The 17784-nt window shown below is 51.0% G+C and carries 22 protein-coding genes and 1 riboswitch; of the genes, 16 read left to right on the forward strand and 6 right to left on the reverse strand.

Annotated elements, in window-relative coordinates; translation table 11 throughout:
* Window positions 1–2: 2 nt before the first annotated feature.
* On the forward strand, window positions 3–404 hold the full coding sequence (locus BLW37_RS04825; protein ID WP_091340381.1) for a putative zinc-binding protein: 402 nt from the start codon (window positions 3–5) through the stop codon (window positions 402–404).
* 26 nt (window positions 405–430) lie between these two features.
* Here BLW37_RS04825 and BLW37_RS04830 read toward each other — a convergent pair whose 3' ends face one another.
* The 3 genes from BLW37_RS04830 to norR are packed head-to-tail and all read right to left on the reverse strand — an operon-like array spanning window position 431 to window position 3142.
* Complete coding sequence (locus BLW37_RS04830; RefSeq protein WP_171907547.1) at window positions 431–1207, reverse strand: HesA/MoeB/ThiF family protein; 777 nt, start codon at window positions 1205–1207, stop codon at window positions 431–433.
* A complete protein-coding gene (locus tag BLW37_RS04835; protein ID WP_091340386.1) occupies window positions 1191–1598 on the reverse strand; it encodes a YbaN family protein in 408 nt (135 codons plus the stop codon). Before BLW37_RS04835 ends, BLW37_RS04830 begins: the two co-directional genes overlap by 17 nt.
* Complete coding sequence (gene norR / locus BLW37_RS04840; protein WP_091340390.1) at window positions 1595–3142, reverse strand: nitric oxide reductase transcriptional regulator NorR; 1548 nt, start codon at window positions 3140–3142, stop codon at window positions 1595–1597. The genes BLW37_RS04835 and norR overlap by 4 nt, the downstream gene beginning before the upstream one ends.
* Before the next feature lie 148 nt (window positions 3143–3290).
* Between norR and ytfE the strand changes: the two genes are divergently transcribed.
* The 10 genes from ytfE to modC all read left to right on the forward strand — a co-directional run bounded on the left by ytfE (window position 3291) and on the right by modC (window position 10307).
* Window positions 3291–3971, forward strand: a complete 681-nt coding sequence (gene ytfE, locus BLW37_RS04845) for an iron-sulfur cluster repair protein YtfE (RefSeq protein WP_091340394.1) — start codon at window positions 3291–3293, stop codon at window positions 3969–3971.
* A 94-nt stretch (window positions 3972–4065) separates the two neighbouring features.
* A riboswitch (molybdenum cofactor riboswitch) is annotated at window positions 4066–4208 on the forward strand.
* Window positions 4197–5168 carry a GTP 3',8-cyclase MoaA gene (moaA, locus tag BLW37_RS04850; RefSeq protein WP_091341071.1) on the forward strand — a complete coding sequence of 324 codons (972 nt, stop codon included), beginning with the start codon at window positions 4197–4199 and terminating at the stop codon, window positions 5166–5168. Its footprint overlaps the riboswitch before it by 12 nt.
* Before the next feature lie 55 nt (window positions 5169–5223).
* Complete coding sequence (gene mobA / locus BLW37_RS04855) at window positions 5224–5808, forward strand: molybdenum cofactor guanylyltransferase (RefSeq protein ID WP_171907548.1); 585 nt, start codon at window positions 5224–5226, stop codon at window positions 5806–5808.
* Window positions 5801–6361, forward strand: coding sequence for a molybdenum cofactor biosynthesis protein B (gene moaB / locus BLW37_RS04860; RefSeq protein ID WP_091340401.1), 561 nt, complete (start codon window positions 5801–5803; stop codon window positions 6359–6361). Before mobA ends, moaB begins: the two co-directional genes overlap by 8 nt.
* Window positions 6361–6900 carry a cyclic pyranopterin monophosphate synthase MoaC gene (gene moaC / locus BLW37_RS04865; RefSeq protein WP_245785618.1) on the forward strand — a complete coding sequence of 180 codons (540 nt, stop codon included), beginning with the start codon at window positions 6361–6363 and terminating at the stop codon, window positions 6898–6900. Before moaB ends, moaC begins: the two co-directional genes overlap by 1 nt.
* A complete protein-coding gene (locus BLW37_RS04870; protein WP_091340404.1) occupies window positions 6897–7154 on the forward strand; it encodes a MoaD/ThiS family protein in 258 nt (85 codons plus the stop codon). Before moaC ends, BLW37_RS04870 begins: the two co-directional genes overlap by 4 nt.
* A gap of 30 nt (window positions 7155–7184) precedes the next feature.
* Complete coding sequence (moaE, locus tag BLW37_RS04875; protein WP_091340407.1) at window positions 7185–7634, forward strand: molybdopterin synthase catalytic subunit MoaE; 450 nt, start codon at window positions 7185–7187, stop codon at window positions 7632–7634.
* A gap of 3 nt (window positions 7635–7637) precedes the next feature.
* The gene (gene modA / locus BLW37_RS04880; protein WP_091340410.1) at window positions 7638–8432 is read left to right on the forward strand and encodes a molybdate ABC transporter substrate-binding protein; all 795 of its coding nucleotides are present in this window, start codon (window positions 7638–7640) and stop codon (window positions 8430–8432) included.
* 4 nt (window positions 8433–8436) lie between these two features.
* On the forward strand, window positions 8437–9123 hold the full coding sequence (gene modB, locus BLW37_RS04885) for a molybdate ABC transporter permease subunit (RefSeq protein ID WP_091340414.1): 687 nt from the start codon (window positions 8437–8439) through the stop codon (window positions 9121–9123).
* The gene (modC, locus tag BLW37_RS04890; RefSeq protein WP_091340417.1) at window positions 9123–10307 is read left to right on the forward strand and encodes a molybdenum ABC transporter ATP-binding protein; all 1185 of its coding nucleotides are present in this window, start codon (window positions 9123–9125) and stop codon (window positions 10305–10307) included. The genes modB and modC overlap by 1 nt, the downstream gene beginning before the upstream one ends.
* A gap of 275 nt (window positions 10308–10582) precedes the next feature.
* On the opposite strand, the gene BLW37_RS04895 is transcribed toward modC, so the two are convergent.
* The 3 genes from BLW37_RS04895 to BLW37_RS04905 form a co-directional block, all read right to left on the reverse strand.
* Window positions 10583–12904 (reverse strand): tetratricopeptide repeat protein, encoded by a 2322-nt coding sequence (locus tag BLW37_RS04895; protein WP_091340420.1) that lies wholly within the window; start codon window positions 12902–12904, stop codon window positions 10583–10585.
* Between the two features lie 397 nt (window positions 12905–13301).
* Window positions 13302–13835 carry a hypothetical protein gene (locus BLW37_RS04900; RefSeq protein WP_091340422.1) on the reverse strand — a complete coding sequence of 178 codons (534 nt, stop codon included), beginning with the start codon at window positions 13833–13835 and terminating at the stop codon, window positions 13302–13304.
* Entirely contained in the window at window positions 13832–14743 is a 912-nt protein-coding gene (locus BLW37_RS04905) for a hypothetical protein (RefSeq protein WP_091340425.1), read from the reverse strand. Before BLW37_RS04905 ends, BLW37_RS04900 begins: the two co-directional genes overlap by 4 nt.
* A gap of 589 nt (window positions 14744–15332) precedes the next feature.
* Between BLW37_RS04905 and BLW37_RS04910 the strand changes: the two genes are divergently transcribed.
* The 5 genes from BLW37_RS04910 to BLW37_RS04930 all read left to right on the forward strand — a co-directional run bounded on the left by BLW37_RS04910 (window position 15333) and on the right by BLW37_RS04930 (window position 17634).
* Complete coding sequence (locus BLW37_RS04910; RefSeq protein WP_091340427.1) at window positions 15333–15641, forward strand: type II toxin-antitoxin system HigB family toxin; 309 nt, start codon at window positions 15333–15335, stop codon at window positions 15639–15641.
* Window positions 15642–15651: 10 nt separating this feature from the next.
* A complete protein-coding gene (locus BLW37_RS04915; RefSeq protein WP_091340430.1) occupies window positions 15652–16071 on the forward strand; it encodes a helix-turn-helix domain-containing protein in 420 nt (139 codons plus the stop codon).
* Between the two features lie 133 nt (window positions 16072–16204).
* Window positions 16205–16387, forward strand: coding sequence for a hypothetical protein (locus BLW37_RS04920; protein ID WP_091340433.1), 183 nt, complete (start codon window positions 16205–16207; stop codon window positions 16385–16387).
* A gap of 334 nt (window positions 16388–16721) precedes the next feature.
* Window positions 16722–17444, forward strand: coding sequence for a Tle-like phospholipase domain-containing protein (locus BLW37_RS04925; RefSeq protein ID WP_091340436.1), 723 nt, complete (start codon window positions 16722–16724; stop codon window positions 17442–17444).
* A gap of 4 nt (window positions 17445–17448) precedes the next feature.
* Window positions 17449–17634 carry a hypothetical protein gene (locus BLW37_RS04930; protein WP_091340438.1) on the forward strand — a complete coding sequence of 62 codons (186 nt, stop codon included), beginning with the start codon at window positions 17449–17451 and terminating at the stop codon, window positions 17632–17634.
* Window positions 17635–17784: the final 150 nt, after the last annotated feature.

Consider the following 17784-nt stretch of genomic DNA (forward strand, 5'->3'; position numbering starts at 1 on the left):
TTATGAACCCGGCTTTACCAACATCTTCAGAACACAAACCTTTGGTGTATGCCTGCTCCGGCTGCTCCAATGTCGCTCAGCTGGCCAATGATCTGGCCGTGGTGTTGGATCGTCAGGGGCTGGCACAAATGTCCTGCATTGCCGGTGTCGGCGGCCATGTCAAACCACTGCTGAAAGTGGCTCAATCCGGCCGCCCCATACTGGCCATTGATGGCTGCCCGCTCAACTGTGTACGCCAGACCCTGGCGCAGCATCAGCTGGTGCCTACTTATCATCTCGAACTAAGCAGTCTGGGCTACAAGAAAAAAGAGCATGAGGACTGTAGCATCGGTGAAGCTTATCGCTTACTGCATCAGGTGCAAACCGAGATCCTGCCGCAGCTGTCAGCTGACGCCACAACTTGAGTGCCGTGCGAACCCCGGCCACACAGCTAACCCACAGCACAAACCGGGCAGTGAGGATCGGCCGGCAACTGAAAGCACTGCCACTGGCCCTGCATCGCATCAAACAACAGCAGACGGCCATAGGCGGGCTCGCCGACTTTGGACAAAATCTTAATCGCTTCCAGCGCCTGCATGCTGCCAATCACCCCAACCAGCGGCGATAACACACCCGACTCCATGCAGCTGAGTTGCTGCTCCCCAAACAATTGGCTTAAGCACTGATAGCAGGCGTACTGACCATCCATCGGGAAACTGATCACCTGGCCTTCCAGCCGGATGGCGGCACCGGATACCAAGGGGGTGCCGGTAGCAAAGCAAGCAGCATTGATGGCGTTACGGGTGGCCAGGTTGTCGCTGCAATCGAGCACCAAATCAAAGTCCGCCAGCATCTGCTGCAGCTCCTGCTGCTGCAAGCGTCGGGTGAGAGCACTAAGCTTGGTATCCGGGTTCATGCCGCTTAAATGCCGGGCTGCCACCATTGCTTTTGGTTGGCCGATATCGCTTTGCCGGAATAAAATCTGGCGCTGCAGATTGCTGCTGTCAACCACATCATCATCAACCAGGGTCAAGGCACCTACGCCGCTGGCGACCAGATAAGGCGCTGCCGCGCAGCCGAGGCCCCCAACGCCAATTTGCAACACGCTTGCCGCCAGCAAGGCTTCCTGGCCGTGAAAATCCATCGCCGGCAACATCAGGTGGCGGCTATAACGCAGGCTTTGAGCCTGGGTGAGCTCTTTCAGCTTGCTTTTATCTGCTTTCGTCATGAGACTGCTCCATAGGGGGAAGCGAGACCGGCTCTGGCCGCAGCCATAACCAGGTGGCTACACCGGCTAAAAACGGTGGCAGGATAATTTTTAACAGCATAGGTGCCGCCGAAAACCACATCAGCAGCACCGAACCGGTCATCATCAAACTGGCCAGCCATTTGGCGCGGCGCGACACAGCACCATGCTGACGCCAGGCCAGAATGGGCGGGCCATAGCGTGGATGCTGTAACAGCCAGAGCTCCAGTGCTGGCCAGCCTTTGCCTGCGGACCAGGCCGATAGCAATAAAAAAGGCACTGTTGGCAACCCCGGCAAGGGGATCCCAATCAAGCCAAGCAACAGAGCGCAAAGAGCCAGCAAACGCCAGAGCAGTATTTTCACAACCTTCATGCCGGCTCCTTACCTGCTTTTAAACCAAGTTTTTGTGCCAGTTTATGCAAGTTGCTGGCATCAACGCCCAGAGCCCGGGCTGCGTCGGCCCAGCACTGCTGGTGTTGCTGCAAGGCGCTGCTGATCATTTGCCGCTGAGTGCATTGCACTGCCTGCTTCAGGCTTAAGCCCGCTAAAGGCAAGCTCTGCTCAGCGCGGTTCTGCGACAGGTTGCTTTCGCTGGCGGCAAGTCCGAGCCAATGGGCCTCAAGCGTAACAATATCCTGTCGGTTCTGGCCATGGCTCAGTGCCTGGATCGCGGCCCTACTCAATACATGCTCCAGCTCGCGGACATTACCCGGCCAATCGTACTGCAGCAATAACTGCTCTGCTTCGGCAGCGAAGCGCAGGCTACGAAACCCCAGCCGAACCCGGTTTTGTTCCAAAAAGTGACCGGCCAACAGCAAAATATCCAGCTCGCGTTCGCGCAGCGGTGGAATAGGCAGCGGATAGACCGACAGCCGATGGTACAAATCGGCCCGAAACTCGCCATCCTGTACCCGTTTCGCTAATTGCCGGTTGGTCGCTGCCACAATACGTACATTGACAGTGCGGGGTTTATCCGTGCCCAGGCGCTGCACCTCACCATTTTGCAGCACCCGCAGCAACTTGGCCTGAATGGATAGCGGCAACTCGCCAACTTCATCCAAAAACAAGGTGCCACCATCAGCCGCTTCAAAACGGCCTGCCCGATCATGGCCAGCGCCGGAAAAAGCCCCTTTCACATGACCAAATAACTCGCTTTCTGCCAGTGTTTCCGGTAAAGCGGCACAATTGATGTACACCATTGGTTTACTACAACGTGGCGATAGCTGATGCAAACGCTGAGCAAAGAGTTCTTTGCCGGTGCCGGTTTCACCCAGCAATAACACCGGTAGATCCGAGTCGGCCACCACATCCAGTTGCCGTAATACCTGCTGCATCACCTTGCTCTGGCCGATAATAGCACCATCCGCCTTCCCTGCTGCCACAACCGCTTCACTATGATTTCTGCTTTGTCGCAGCACGCGGTTATCCCGCTCTAACCGGCAGACCCGCACGATGGATTCAATCAAGAAACTATAATGCTGCAAACGGGCCTCACTGGCCTGATCGAAAGTCCCCGCTTCCAGCGCATCCAGCGTAATGGCGCCCCAGCATTCGCCTTCCACATACAAGCTCATGCCCATGCAATCATGCACCGCCAATGGCTGCTCCGGCCTGGTGTCCAGCAAGCCATCGTAGGGATCTGGCAAGCTCGAATCCGGTGCAAACCGCACCGGCTCGCGCCTGGCCATAATGGCTGCCAGTCTGGGGTGATGTGCTATTGCAAAGTGGCGGCCCAGCGCTTCGCGAGCCAGTCCTTGCATCGCCACAGGCTTTAAATAGTCCTGCTGCTTTTGCAACAACACCACAGCCCCGCAGCCAAATTCAGCCATCAGATTACTGACCAGTCGCTGCAGCCGGACCGGTGCCGGCAACTCAGTCACCAGATCGGCCAGTAAGATGGTTGGTAATACCGTCATTTTCACCACTTGGGGTAAATTTCACCATTCGCTTTAGGGTGCAATATACCATGCGGCCCGAAAAAGCTATAGGAATCAAAGGTGGTAGTTCATGGCATGGCGCTTGCTCCTCACAGACAGACAACCCCCATTAGATCAGGAGTAAAGCATGCAATTACTAACCCAACCCCTTGGCAAACTGGCCACCCAAATCAGTGGCGCCACCCGGGTATTTCATCAGTACAAACTGGATTTTTGCTGTGGTGGCCAGCAAAGCCTGGCCGAGGCCCTGCACAAACGTGGCCTGGAGACAGGCCCGGTGCTGGCAGCTTTAAAAGCACTGCAGCAGAAACCTCTGGCAAAAGACTGGCGGCAGGCGCCGGCCAATGAGTTGATTGACTACATTTTGCAGCGCTACCACGAAAAACACCGCCAGCAGCTGCCGGAGCTGATCCGCCTGGCGCGCCGGGTTGAACACGTGCATGGCGACAGCCCGGAATGCCCGACCGGCCTGGCCGATCATCTGGATGCGATGCTGCAGGAACTGGAAAGCCATATGCAAAAAGAAGAGCAAATCCTGTTCCCCATGCTACGCCAAGGCATCTACCCGGCTGGACCTATCCATGTGATGCAACAGGAGCACTTGCAGCATGGTGATGAGCTGGCAAAACTCGACGAGCTAACCAATGAGATCCGCCTGCCGCTGGGTGCCTGCAACACCTGGACTGCGCTGTACTTGGGGCTACGCGAGTTAAAAGAGGATCTGATGGAGCACATCGTGCTGGAAAACGAGATCCTGTTCGTGCAACCCAGCCATGGCGATGGCCTCTGCTGTGGCAGCTGTCAGTAAGGGATAGCCGTGGGAGTGGCTACCCCAAACGAGGTAAGGGCACGCCCCTTTATGGCAATAACAATGCCGGGGGCCTTACTTTAAGCTTATACACAGATAGAACACACACCGAGCTGCTGGCTCTACCGCTTCTTTACGCAGGAAGCCATGAACAGCATGCCGTGGCAATCAGGCCACCGGGTATGGCGGGAAACGGCCCTACCTCCCGATTTGGAAAGGTGAATTATGCTGATCGACGCTTACGCGCGCCGCTTTACCTATTTGCGGCTGTCCATTACCGAAAGCTGCAATTTTCGCTGCAGCTACTGCCTGCCCGATGGGCCGGATTGCAGCTCCCGCAAGGACGAGCTGACGCTGCCGGAAATCAAACGCCTGGTCAAAGCCTTTGCCCTGCTCGGTACCCGCAAGGTGCGTATTACCGGCGGTGAGCCATCCTTACGCAAAGATTTAACCGATATTATTGCTGCCTGCAAAGCCACCGATGGCATTGAGCAGGTGGCGCTGACCACCAACGGCTACCGGCTGCAGCGCGATCTGAGCAACTGGCAACAGGCCGGGCTGGATGCCATCAATGTCAGTGTCGATAGTCTGGATGCTGCGACCTTTCATCTGGTCACCGGTGAAAACCGCCTGCCGGCTATTCTGGATGGCATCGATCAGGCCATTGCTGCTGGCATATCTAACGTCAAACTCAACACCGTGCTGCTGCGCCAGCACAACGCCATGCAGCTAGCCGATTTTTTGGAGTTTGTCCGCCACAAAGCGGTGTCGCTGCGGTTTATCGAGCTGATGCGCACCAACGACAATCAGGCCTATTACCAACAGCAGCACTTAAGCGGCGCCGGCATTCAGCAGCAATTGCTGCAGCAAGGCTGGCAGTTGCAGCAAAAAGGCCGCAGCGCCGGCCCCGCATTGGAATACGCTCATCCTGATTTTCAGGGCCAGATTGGCCTGATCATGCCCTACAGCAAGGACTTTTGTGCCGACTGCAACCGTTTGCGGGTATCCAGCCGTGGCCAGCTGTTTTTATGCCTTTTTACCGAGCAGCAGCAGGGCCTGCGCAGCTTGCTGCAACAGGACGATCCCGAGCCATTAATGCACTACCTGCAGCGCGCTGTATTGGGTAAAGCTGAAAGCCATGATTTGCATCAGGGCAACAGCGGCTCTACCCGCCATTTGGCCATGATAGGTGGCTGAGATTTGCGGTTGAGATTGGTGGTTAAGATTGGTGGCTAAGCCGGAGGTAATGTTGATGTCCGTCCCCCAAAGACAAGATCCCACGCCCTTTGATGCCATTCTGCTGGCAGGTGGTAAGTCAAGCCGCATGGGAACCGATAAAGCCGAGCTGAACTGGCAGGGCCAGCCACTGTGGCAACACATGCAAGCCCTGGCGAAGGAGGCTGGCGCTTCAGAAGTTTTCGTCAGCCGCAATGCCGCTGGCTTTATGCCGGATCGCTTTGCCAAAGCCGGGCCGCTGGCCGGTATTGAGGCCGGATTAAACCGCTGCCGCCACGATCGCGTGCTGGTGCTGGCCATCGATACGCCGCTGCTTAGCGTGACCGACATTCAGCAACTGGTCGGGGTGAACAGCCACAAAGCCGCTTGCTTTAGCGGCCATCCGCTGCCCTGTGTGCTGCCCAACTCGCTCTCGCTGCATCGTTATTTGCAGCAAGTGCTGACAAAAGCCGATAGCAATCGCTCGGTGCAGGCGCTGTTAAGCGCCATTGGTTTTGAAACATGCCAGCCCGTGCATGCTGCTGCGCTAAATAATACCAATACCCCAGCCGAGTGGCAGCAGGCCCTGCAGCTGGCTTCAGAGGAGTTTTGCGATGGCTAAAGCACATCGTTCATTTATGCCACTGCAACTGGCCATTCTAACCGTCTCCGATAGCCGTAGCCGCGCAACCGACAGCAGTGGCGACTTGCTGCAGCAACTGGCAGAGCAAGCAGGCCATCGGGTGCTTGAGCGGGCTTTGCTGCCCAACAACCGCTATGCGCTGCGCGCCCAAATCAGCCAGTGGATCGTAAGCCCTGCGGTGCAGGTGGTGCTGGTTAACGGCGGTACCGGCTTTGCCGCCAACAATTGCACGGTGGAAGCCTTGATGCCACTGTTTGATCAAGCCATCGACGGTTTTGGCGAGCTGTTTCGCCAGCTGTCTTTTCAAAGCATAGGCAGTGCCAGTTTGCAATCACGCGCCTGCGCGGGCCTTGCCAACCAAACGCTGATGTTTGCCATGCCGGGTTCAGGCTCGGCCTGCGAATTGGCCTGGCAGCAGCTGATCGCGCCGCAATTAAACGCCGAAACCGGCCCCTGTAATTTTGTCCCTCATCTGAAGAGCAGCACGGCCAGCAGCTGGGCAACTGCCCCTGGCTGTGAAGGAGTCGCCTGATGTCGCAACTAAACCGAATGAAAGCAAGCCAGCTAACCCATCTCAATGCCGATGGCAGCGCCCTGATGGTGGATGTCTCGGATAAAAGCAGCAGCAAACGCGAGGCCATTGCCAGCGCGCTGATCACCACCCAGCCGCAGGTGATTGCCTTAATCGAGCAGGCGCTGGTGAAAAAAGGCGATGTGCTGGCCAGCGCCCGCATTGCCGGCATTATGGCAGCGAAAAAAACCAGCGAGTTAATCCCGCTTTGCCATCCACTGGCGCTGGCCAAAGTCAGCATTGAGTTTGAACTAAACGCAGAAACAGGCCAGATTTTTATCCAGAGCCTGTGCCGGCTTCAAGGCCAAACCGGGGTAGAAATGGAAGCCCTGACCGCCGCCTCGGTGGCCGCGCTCACCATTTACGATATGTGCAAAGCGGTTGATCCGGCGATGATGATTGGCCCCATTCAGCTGGAACAAAAAACCGGCGGTAAAAATGGCCTCTGGCAGCGATCACAGCAGGCAGCACTTTCGCCAACAGAAGGAAATCAAGCATGATCACGGTATTATTTTTCGCCGCCCTGCGCGAACGGCTGCAAACCCCGATGCAGCAACTGGATAGCAGCCGCTTACCGGCTGATCCAACCGCGGCTTCGGTGTTAAGTGCGCTGCAGCAGGAGTCCGATAGCTGGCGGCAAGAACTCAGCAGGCAGGACTTGCTCTGCGCCGTCAATCAACAGTTGTGCCCGCTGCATACCAGAGTGCAACCGGGCGATGAGCTGGCATTTTTTCCGCCGGTCACTGGCGGCTAAGCCATGGCTGAACCAAAGACGGAGGCAAACATGAGCATTTCAGTGCAGGTGCAAACAGCGGATTTTTCCGTAGCAGATGAATACCAGCAACTTAGCCGCCACAGCCACTGCGGTGCTGTGGTTACCTTCTGCGGCCTGGTGCGTGAACTCAGTAACGGCAACTTGCACAGCATGACGCTGGAGCATTACCCCGGCATGACCGAGCAGGCGCTGCAGGCCATCGCTGAGCAGGCGCAGCAGCGCTGGCAACTGGGCGCGGTGCGTATTATCCACCGCATTGGTACCTTAACGCCGAATGAGCAGATCGTCTTTGTTGGTGTGGCCAGTGCCCACAGGGCTGCGGCCTTTGCAGCCGCTCAGTTTGTGATGGATTACCTGAAAAACCGGGCACCGTTCTGGAAAAAAGAACATAGCAACCATGGCGAACACTGGGTGCAGGCCAAAGCCACCGATCAACAGGCACTGCAACGCTGGGAGTAATCAATGCGCCATCTTTCTCTGTTGTTTTTCGTGTTTTGGCTTGGAGCCGCCAAGGCCAATGAGCCCCTGACCATAGCGGCCGCATCCGATCTGCGCTATGCGCTGAATGATGTGATTGCTTTGTATCAGACCGAGCAGCCGGATGCTCAGCTGCGGGTCACCTACGGCTCTTCCGGCAAAATGACCACCCAAATTCGTCATGGCGCCCCCTTTGATCTGTTCTTCTCGGCCGATATCCAGTTTCCCGAGCAGCTGTACGCCGAAGGCCATGCCGTGACCAAACCAACACTCTACGCCATTGGCCGCATTGTGCTGTGGAGCCCGCGGCTGGATCTGACTGAAGTGACCTTGTCGCAATTAAATGAGCTAAACTTTCGCCGTCTTGCCATCGCCCAGCCCGCGCATGCACCCTATGGCCTGCGTGCTAAAGAGGCTTTGCAGACCAGTGGCGTATGGGATGCCGTGGAGCCCAAACTGGTGTATGGCGAAAACATCGCCCAAACCGCCCAGATGGCGCAGAGCGGCGCTGCCGAAGTGGCCATTATCGCGCTGTCGCTGGCCCGTTTTCCGGAACTGGCCCGCCATGGCTACCAATTAATTCCAGCCGAGCTGCATCAGCCCCTGACCCAGGCGTATACCATTACCCGCCATGGCGCGGATAAAGCCGCCGCCCAGCAGTTTGCCGACTTTATGACCACTCCGGCGGCACTGGCGATTATGCAGCACTATGGTTTTGAACTGCCTGTTACACAGCCAGCTACGCAGCGAGTCGCTGAGAAAGCTGGGAACGAGGGCTAACAGCATGCTGGAACTAAGCGCTCAGGACTGGCAGGCCATCCAACTCACGCTCAAGCTGTGTTTGTACACTACGGTGATTTTGCTGCTAATCGCTACCCCGCTGGCCTGGTGGCTGGCCCAGAGCCAGGGCAAATGGCGCACCGCCATTCAGGCGCTGGTGGCCTTGCCGCTGGTATTGCCGCCCACGGTGCTGGGCTTTTACCTGTTGCTACTGCTTGGCCCGCATGGCGCGGTCGGCGGTACCCTGGAGCGCCTTGGCATGCAGCATCTGGCTTTTAGTTTTACCGGTATTTTGATTGGCTCGGTGATTTACTCGCTGCCCTTTGCGGTGCAGCCGCTGCTGGAAAGCTTTCGTCGTATGGGCCAGCGGCCGCTGGAGGTCGCCGCCAGCTTAGGTGCCAACAAACTGGATCAGCTGTTTAGTGTGGTGCTGCCGCTCTGTCGTGGTGGCTTTATCGTCGCCGCCACCCTGACCTTTGCCCATACGCTCGGCGAATTCGGCGTCATTTTAATGCTGGGTGGCAGCATTCCCGGTGAAACCCAGGTGCTCTCAGTTTTGATTTACGATCACACCGAGGCGATGAACTACAGCCAGGCGCATCAATTATCGCTGGGCTTGTTAATTGCCGCCTTTGTGGTGCTGTTTATCGTGTACGGCCTGAACCGGCGCTTTGAACGGGGGACTGCCTGATGACTGTACCCGGCACACAGCATCTGAATAACCAGGCAACCACCAGCAGCTGGTGGCAACGGCTGAGTTGGACCAGCAGTGCCAAACCCAACACCCAGACCAGGCGCACTGCCCCGGCCAGCAAGGAGCCAAAAGCGCTGACGGTTGCCCTGCAATTGCAGCGTGGCGCTTTTCGCCTGCAACTGAATGACAGCCTGCCACTGCAAGGCGTTACCGCCCTGTTTGGTCGCTCGGGCTGCGGCAAAACCACCCTGCTGCGCGCCATCGCCGGGCTGGATCGCCACCCCAATGCCACAGTAGCCTTTGGCGAGCACAACTGGCAACAGGGCCGCCACTTTGTGCTGGTGCATCAGCGCCGCATTGGCATGGTGTTTCAGGAAAGCAGTTTATTGCCGCACTTATCGGTGCAGCAAAACCTGTTGTATGGCTTTAATCGCTTGGGGAAAGACTGCGAGCGGCGATTAGTGCCAGAGCAGGTGATAGCACTGCTGGAACTGGAGCCTTTACTTCATCAACAACCGGAGCAATTATCCGGCGGTCAGCGCCAACGTATTGCACTGGGGCGGGCCTTACTGCGCCAGCCGCAGTTGCTGCTACTGGATGAACCTTTGGCCTCCTTAGATCAGCAAAGCCGCAACGACATACTGCCCTATTTGCAGCGCATTGCCAGCCAGAGCGGCATCCCGATGATTTTAGTCAGCCATCAATTAGACGATGTGGTGAAACTGGCCGATCAACTGGTACTGATGCAAGACGGCTGCATTCACAGCCAGGGCCCATTGCAACAACAGTTGCTGCAACCAGAACTGGCCGCCAGCGGCGCCCTGTCGCTGCTGCACGCCAAAAGCCTGGGTAGCAAAGATCATCTGCTGCAGCTACGCATCGGCCAGCAACAGCTGCAACTCCCCGCACCAAAACACAGCCAGCCAAGCTACCGCTTACGCATCCAGGCCCGCGACGTCGCGCTAAGCAGCAAGCCGATAACCGACAGTTCGGTCAGCAATCAACTACAAGTCCGCATCACCGGCTTTCACCCAGCCCCCCACCCAGCCGAAACCCTGGTGCAACTGCAGCTGGAAGGCCAGCCATTGCAAGCCTTGCTAACCCAGCAATCAGTGCAGCGGCTGGGGTTGCAGATTGGACAGTTGGTTTATGCGCAGGTTAAGGCGGTGGCTTTGGATTGATTACTGACTGTAATAGATGAGCTGGTTAAAGACTACGATGCGAATCAAGTGCGGAATGAACTGCTGTTTCCTGTGCTGCAGTTGTTCGAAGGAACTTCGGAGCGTTTTTATATGTTAATCAGAACAAAGGCTCAAATGAACTAATGCTCCGGCAACACCGCTTTATCGAATAGTCTTAAAACTCACCTAGTACAGAATACCTACCTCCGCTGACCGCATATGCGACCAGCAGATCGTTTTTCTACCCATTGATTTCGAGGAAGCATATATCTGGGTTAGCTGACACTCTCCGACTCAATCCAATCACATATTTCTAAAGCCCGGCCCTTTAAGTCTTCCCGCCCTGAGCTTGTTATTTTGTGAAGGGTGTAATTGCATTTTTTTAGCTTTTGACGAATATGCCGATCTTTATGTTTTGCGCTAAGGTCTTGGAATTTCGTTCGCATCTCTTCCAAGCAGTCCATTGCCTTATCAAAATCGCCAGACTTTGAGAAATCATCACCTCTTCTATATAACACTTGAATTTCCGTATCACAGTATATTTTATGTAAATGGTCGTCTGCCGTACTTATGCTTGACGAAAGTTCATTTAATATTTTCTGTGTTTCATCAAACTCATGTTGAAATAGATATCCTCTAGCTAGAGCTAAACACACCTCTATTGATTCAGGATCCAAGTTATGCGCTATTCGGAATTGTGCAACTGCTTCATCAACATTTTCTTCAGAGTGAAGTAAAAATCTTCCGAACCAATAATGCAATTGAGGTGTATTGGGGGATAGAACAATTGCAAGCTCATACTGCTCTCTCGCATCGGAATAATTCCCACTTTTTTGATAAAAGTAGGCCATGAAACGAGCGACTTCAAAATAATCAGGAGACAGACGTTGAGCCTCTTGCAGTATTTCAAATGCTTTATCATGCTCTGAGTTCGAAATGTGATTTTGGGCATCATATAATTTTCTCGCGATCACCCTGTCTGATTTATCTCTGAACTTAATATTTTTTACCAGATATTTATTTCCAGTTCTTCGACTCATTTGTTCTTCAAACATCGAATTCAATTTATTTCTTTTATCTCTAATTTCTTTTTGGAAGACTTGTGATGGTTTGTGATGTTTTCCTAAATACGCACGGGCAAGCTCTGATAATTGATATGTTGTCTTAACACTTGCACCTTTGGCTATTGACGATTGAGATAGCATGTTGGTTGCCATCAGTTCTTGAATAGCTTTTTGCGCTTGTAACGCTTCGAAATCATTTAAATATGCTAGTTCAGGAATATCCTTTAACCCTTGCGCACATTGCATAGAGCTGGTTACTCTCCTAGCATCTGGAGATAGATATTGATACACATTAGACATACAAAAATTCAGGAAGTCATCAGAATTCTGCAAAACACTTTCCGGACTTAGCCCTGTTTGGACTGAGCTTACAAACCATTTAATATAACTGGGATTCCGATGCATTCTGTTGACATAACCACGTAGCACACTTTCTTGTAACGTTGATAACGTTGAGACCCCCCTTATTTTTGCTACTGTTCTTAGTAACTGAGAAGCATATGACTCACCGATCCCTTGCAGCTTGATCGGATATTCATAAGCTCCTAAACCAATCCTCGAAGTAATAATAATCTTACTTCCTTGAGGAAGAGCACCAACGAACTGCCTTATATTTTCATCTAATATTGTTTCTAAGTTATCAATAAATAATGCGATTTTAAATGTCGCCAGATATTCGATAACCTCGTCAACATTGCTTTTATCGTAGTCTTCACCAACTATTTTCTTGCCAATTTCATGAATAACACCCAGAGAACTATCTATAGCTCCTTTAATTTCCCTTATTTCATTCAGTGTAATTTGCGTTGTTTTTGATGTAACCCAAACTACAGCATCAAAAGGTGAGTTTTTATCTGTTAATTCATACGCTACTTTCAGAGCAAGTGCTGATTTGCCAACCCCGCCCTCACCAACAATAGAAATTACCGGAAACCCTCCTAAGCATAGTTGCTTTACCTGCTCTACCTCTTTATCTCGACCAATTAACCCAGTTTCATCAAAATCCGGTATTGGTAGATTATGGTTTACTGATTCGTCTACGTCATAACTGACAATATCGAGAGCCAGTACAAAACTTGGATCCTCTTCGAGTTTGCGCAGTGTTTCACCTATGTTTGACCATAAAATTGCTGTTTCAGACTTTAATAGCTTTCTACAAAAGTCACTAACTATCGGTAAATCATCAAAATTTAGTGGTCGGATGTGCATAACCCTATTTCTAATTGATACTATTAATTCTAGACTCTTAGTTTCCTCTTTTATGAATTTAGATACATGTGTTGGAAAGCTGGATCTTTTGTTATTTATTGTTTGAAATGTATCCCCTAGATCAAGATAGTCGATAATATCATTTAATTCTATATCACCAAAAATACCACCAATATCTTTTTCAATTCTATTCTTTGCTTTTTCAAGCAATCCTGATTCTATGATGCTTTCATTGTCAACATACAACTTTATCAATGCCCGCAAATCTTCTTCCAGAGCAGCAATTAATGCATATATTGTCATTCGTGTTAGATTAAATGCCACTTTACATTTCCTTCATATAATTATTGATTCAATAGTTGGGAGGGCAGAATAGGGCCATAGGGGGCAAGTCTTGACTTTGTCCATTTATCGCCAAAACCCTGGGGGTCAAGTCTTGACTTTGACCACTTAGCTCATCAAATTCCTCATTGTCGTTTTTAGCACCACTAAGCCCTTAACCTAAAGAACTTTCCAGGAACTGGCAAGCGGCAATTTATGCATAAAGCGCCAGCAATAGACTCACCAATAAAGTCTGATGCCCCCTGCTGTCGGCAAGAATGCTGAAATCAGTAGACGCTCTTTGAGCATGAGACAACAGAGCCCCGATATATTATTGCAAGCTATCACCTGGCAAGCATGATGACGGATTCTTGCAAGATCGCCTGTGATTATAAAATTATTACTGTGTCTGTTTTTGTTTTCTGCTCAGCAGTTGTGATAACTGCTGCGTTTCATCTGTGGTACCCCGTACTATGATTCGGCGAGCATCAGCATCAAAGCACCATGTTTCTTCTTTACTCCATGCTGTCATGGTCACTCTGTTCGTTAACAGCGTAAACGCAGGGCAAGCCTGATAACCGGCTTTTACTGCTGATTTGTTCCAGTGGGCACTTATTACGAAATTCCCAACGAAGACCAAGACTAACCCAGTTAAAACGCCTACTGCAGTAATTTTACCGTTATCTGATGATAGAGGTTGTTTGCGCAAACTGCGCCACAGCCGGTTCACCGCATAACTAAGCATAAATACAAGCGCTACCAGTGCACCAGGGATATAACCGTGAAAACTACTTAGAACAATAAGTGGTTTTTCACTGGAAATTTCAGTGAGCTGGATTTGCAGTGAATAAACTAACGTCCAGCAACCAATCACCAGTAATAGGCCAAAGAATAATAGAGCCAGAAAATCTTTAATTTTAGAGTGTTGATTCATCGTAATACTGGGAACCCGTTGAGCCTGCGAAGTAAACCAGAGATATGGTTACGGACGTGCGATTCTAATTGTCGACGTACGGCATGCCCAGTTGACTGGATGATGTAGTAAAAGCCGTCCTGAATTTCGTTTTTTACATTTCTCTCTGTACGCTCTAAGTGATCAATGATCGCTTTGGTTATACCGAAGTGATTGTCCAAAACATATAAAGCGCCAGCAACAACTATGCCGGCGACTATAGCAGCTCCAAGCGGGAGAATAGCAATAGTGGCAGCAGCGCCCGCAAAATACATACCTGCGGCATAGCCAGCAGCACCAGAGATAACCACTTTCACGAGATCTGTACTAACGTTAGCTATCCAGTTGGTCCAACGAAACTCGTCTTTCAGAACCCAATCGATAGAGTTGAGTGAAACAGAGAAAATAACAGAAACAATAAAGCCACCTCTGGCAGAAGCACGTAATGCCTGGCCACCCACACCAATCTTCATTACTTTCGTATTGGTAGCTAAATAGCGGGTGCCGGTAAGCGTTTTCCGCAGCCCTGGTCTTCCTTTGAAAATAACGTACTGCTTGCCACCCCGCGTATCAATGTAGTAACGACCAAGTATACTGCCAGAGCGTTTCATCTCTGCCGCCAGTGCAACTAACATTTTGCTATCTGCAGCGACAGAAATCATATTCGAACCGAATGCTCGGCCTGCCTGCTCCATAGCATCCGCCAGGTTATTACCAGTTATTTGTTCAAAGGCAGCCTCAATTTGCTGTGGACTTTTTCCTTTATTTTTCTGCTCGGCTACCCACAGCTCAATGAACTCGCGGCAATTTTGTACGAATATATCATGCTGGTTTTCTTTAAAGGCAGTTTCCAGCTCTACTCGGCGTGTGTAGGGGTGCTGTCGGTTCATATTCAATATCGTTCCTGATGTTTTGGGAAGAGTCCATATTAACTATTGAACCACCTTTGTTACATTCAATCAAGCAATGTAATTAAATATGCTGGTAACTTGTGATTTTAATTTGTAGGTCAAAACAAAATTAATTGTATATCAGCTTCTGGCACTTAGCTGGTAGAAATCTAGGTGTGCCATGGGGGGCAGGTGTGCCATGGGGGTCAAGTCTTGACTTTGACCATTTAGCTCATCAAATTCCTCAGTGTCGTTTTGAGCACTACTAAGCCCTTAACCTAAAGGACTTTCCAGGAACTGGCAAGCGGCAATTTATGCATAAAGCGCAAGCAACAGATTCACCAATGACTATCTGGCGCCCCCACTGTCAGCAAGAATGCTGAAATCAGTAGACGCTCTTTGAGTATGAGGCAACAGAGCCCCGATATGTGATGGTTTCAGGTTGGGGTTGAAGACAGTTGGTTTATGCGCAGGTTAAGGCGATGGCTTTGTATGAATCATAGTTTACTATTTGTAAACCTTAAGCTATACTTAATCAAGTTCACAATAAGTAAACCATACTATTAATAAACCACAATGGATGTGATGCATGCACGTAGTGAAACGTGAGCCGTTTGAAACGGCAAAGCTGTTATACCCGAATTGTGCCGAAGCACTTGATGCTACCTTCAAAGCACTTAAGCGCAGTGATGCGAAAACACCGGAAGAGTTACGGAAGGTGTTTCCGTCTCTGGACAATTTTAAGTACGTCGATAAATGGTACGTGATCGATATTGGTGGCAACAAATTGCGATTGATCGCCTTTCTGGAATTTGTTGGTGGTAAGTGCTTTATCAAGCATATTGTGACCCACAAAGAATACGACCGGATTACGGCACAGTACCGGAGCAAGAGCTAAGGAGCAGATTATGTTAGATGTTCAGGCAATGAAGTCCTTATCGCAGCAAATCACTCAGGTTATGCCTTGGGTGCAAGGAATTAATTCTGATCAGCAATACGATGAACTGCTGGCATTAATGGATGAGCTGGTTGAAGACTACGATGCGAATCAGGTGCTGATTGAGTTGCTGTTTCCTGCACTGCAAGAGTACGAAGAAACTGCAGAGCGGTTTAAGGCGTTTAATCAGCGGATAGAGGAATTAGACCCAGGCATAGCCATGCTTCGGCTGCTGATAGATCAGCACGGCCTTACGCAAAGTGATTTTCAGCAGGAAATAGGCGGTAAATCGCTGGTATCGCAAATACTCAGCGGCAAGCGCTCGTTAACGCTCGGCCATATCCGCGCATTATCAAAGCGGTTTGATATACCGGCGGCGATGTTTGTTTAATATCGTCGCGGTACATGTAAAAGAGCCCAGGGGTCAAGTCTTGACTTTAACCATTTAGCTCATCAAGTTCCTCAGTTTCGTTTTGAGCACCACGAAGCCTTTAACCTAAAGGACTTTCCAGGAACTGACAAGCATGATGAAAGAAAAATTCGGGGTCAGAAAGAAAATTCGGGGGAAAATTCGGGGTCAGAACAAAATAAAACAGCAAAATTCGGGGTCAGAACAAAATAAAACAGCTACTTACACCCCACCGCTTTCAGCTGCCTTTGTCGAGACGCTATTCTTTTTGTCGTTTTACCCACCACTAAATATCTAACCTAAAGGACTTTTCCAGCACTGGCAAGCGGCAATGTATGCATAAATCATCAGCAACAGATTCGCCAGTGCATGTCTGTTATCTCTGCGGTCAGCAACTCCGCAATATCAAAACTTGCCCCCTTACAAGATTCGCGTTTCATTGCATCTGGCTGCAACACCTGAAAAAGCGGGCCCAGTGCAGCCTGCGCAAGAGAATTACCAATAGAGATACAGATGGCTAAACCAATTCAGAATTGTTAATTTTAACCAACGTTATCATTAAAAAAAAGCAGTAGAAATAATTGAGTGGTAAATGCTATTATTTAGCAACATTAATTCTACAAGGAAAGAGAATGCCTTCCGTCCTCGATTTAGCCAAATGCTGTGATGCCGTATACGATAACCTACCTAATGTTACAGGGCTGCAGCTTATTACCACCTATGAGCGCCCTCGCCAGGGTTTCTTTGCTGCGTTATTTGAAAAAAACGATCACTATATTTTTGCCATCCGCGGGACCGACGATATCCGCTACGATATTCCCAACGATATCAGTATTTTTGCCGGCGCTATACCCGCTCAGTACCGAACTGCCAAAGCCTCCCTTACTCAAGCATTAATCAGAGCAGGGGTAGCTCCTGACCATTTTTATGTTACCGGCCACTCCTTAGGTGGAGGTTTGGCAGCATTGCTATCTGCCAAACATAGCCGGCCGTTACCCCTGGTGACTTTTAATGCGCCGGGGATGCTTAGAGCGGCTACCAGCTCTAATTTTGGCTTAGTCGGTAACTTAGTGAATCGGGCCCGTTTGCGTGGTTACCGCAATAATTTTGAGAAAATACTGCATATTCGTAGCGAGCACGATGCGGTATCCCGTGGTACCGGCCGCAGAATTGCTGGCCAAACCACAACCCTTGGCAATAGCCAGTGTGGTACTATCAGCCCTGCTGGCCGAGTGGTGCCTGCAGTCGGGGCTGGCCAGGCCGGCAGCCGGGCTCTTTGTGCCCACCGTATGGGTACTTTACTGACGCTGATTAAAGCCGAACCAGGCTTTCAACAATCAATCCAATGGGGTTAATGGCATGCGCATTGTATTGCTGATTCTGCTACTTTGTACCTTGCTGTCGGGCTGTAACAAGCCCGGTACAGAGTCGCACGATCCTAAGCAGTATTCATTGCTTAACGACCAACTGGTGTACAACGCCAAATTCGCTGAAATCTTCTCGCTGGATCGGCCAACGCCATTGAGCTGGATCCCGGTGTTTTAGCCATTCGGATTTACTGGACAGTAGCAGCAGACCCATGGCCGGTGTATGCCTTTTTTGAACCAAGCGAGCATCGGGATACGTTGCCTATGCAACAAGTACAAGTATTTTTAGAAGAGCAGGTACCGGTGCAGCTGCTGCGTGATGAAGGCA

This window comes from Alkalimonas amylolytica (genome assembly GCF_900107845.1).
Classification (GTDB): domain Bacteria; phylum Pseudomonadota; class Gammaproteobacteria; order Enterobacterales; family Alteromonadaceae; genus Alkalimonas; species Alkalimonas amylolytica.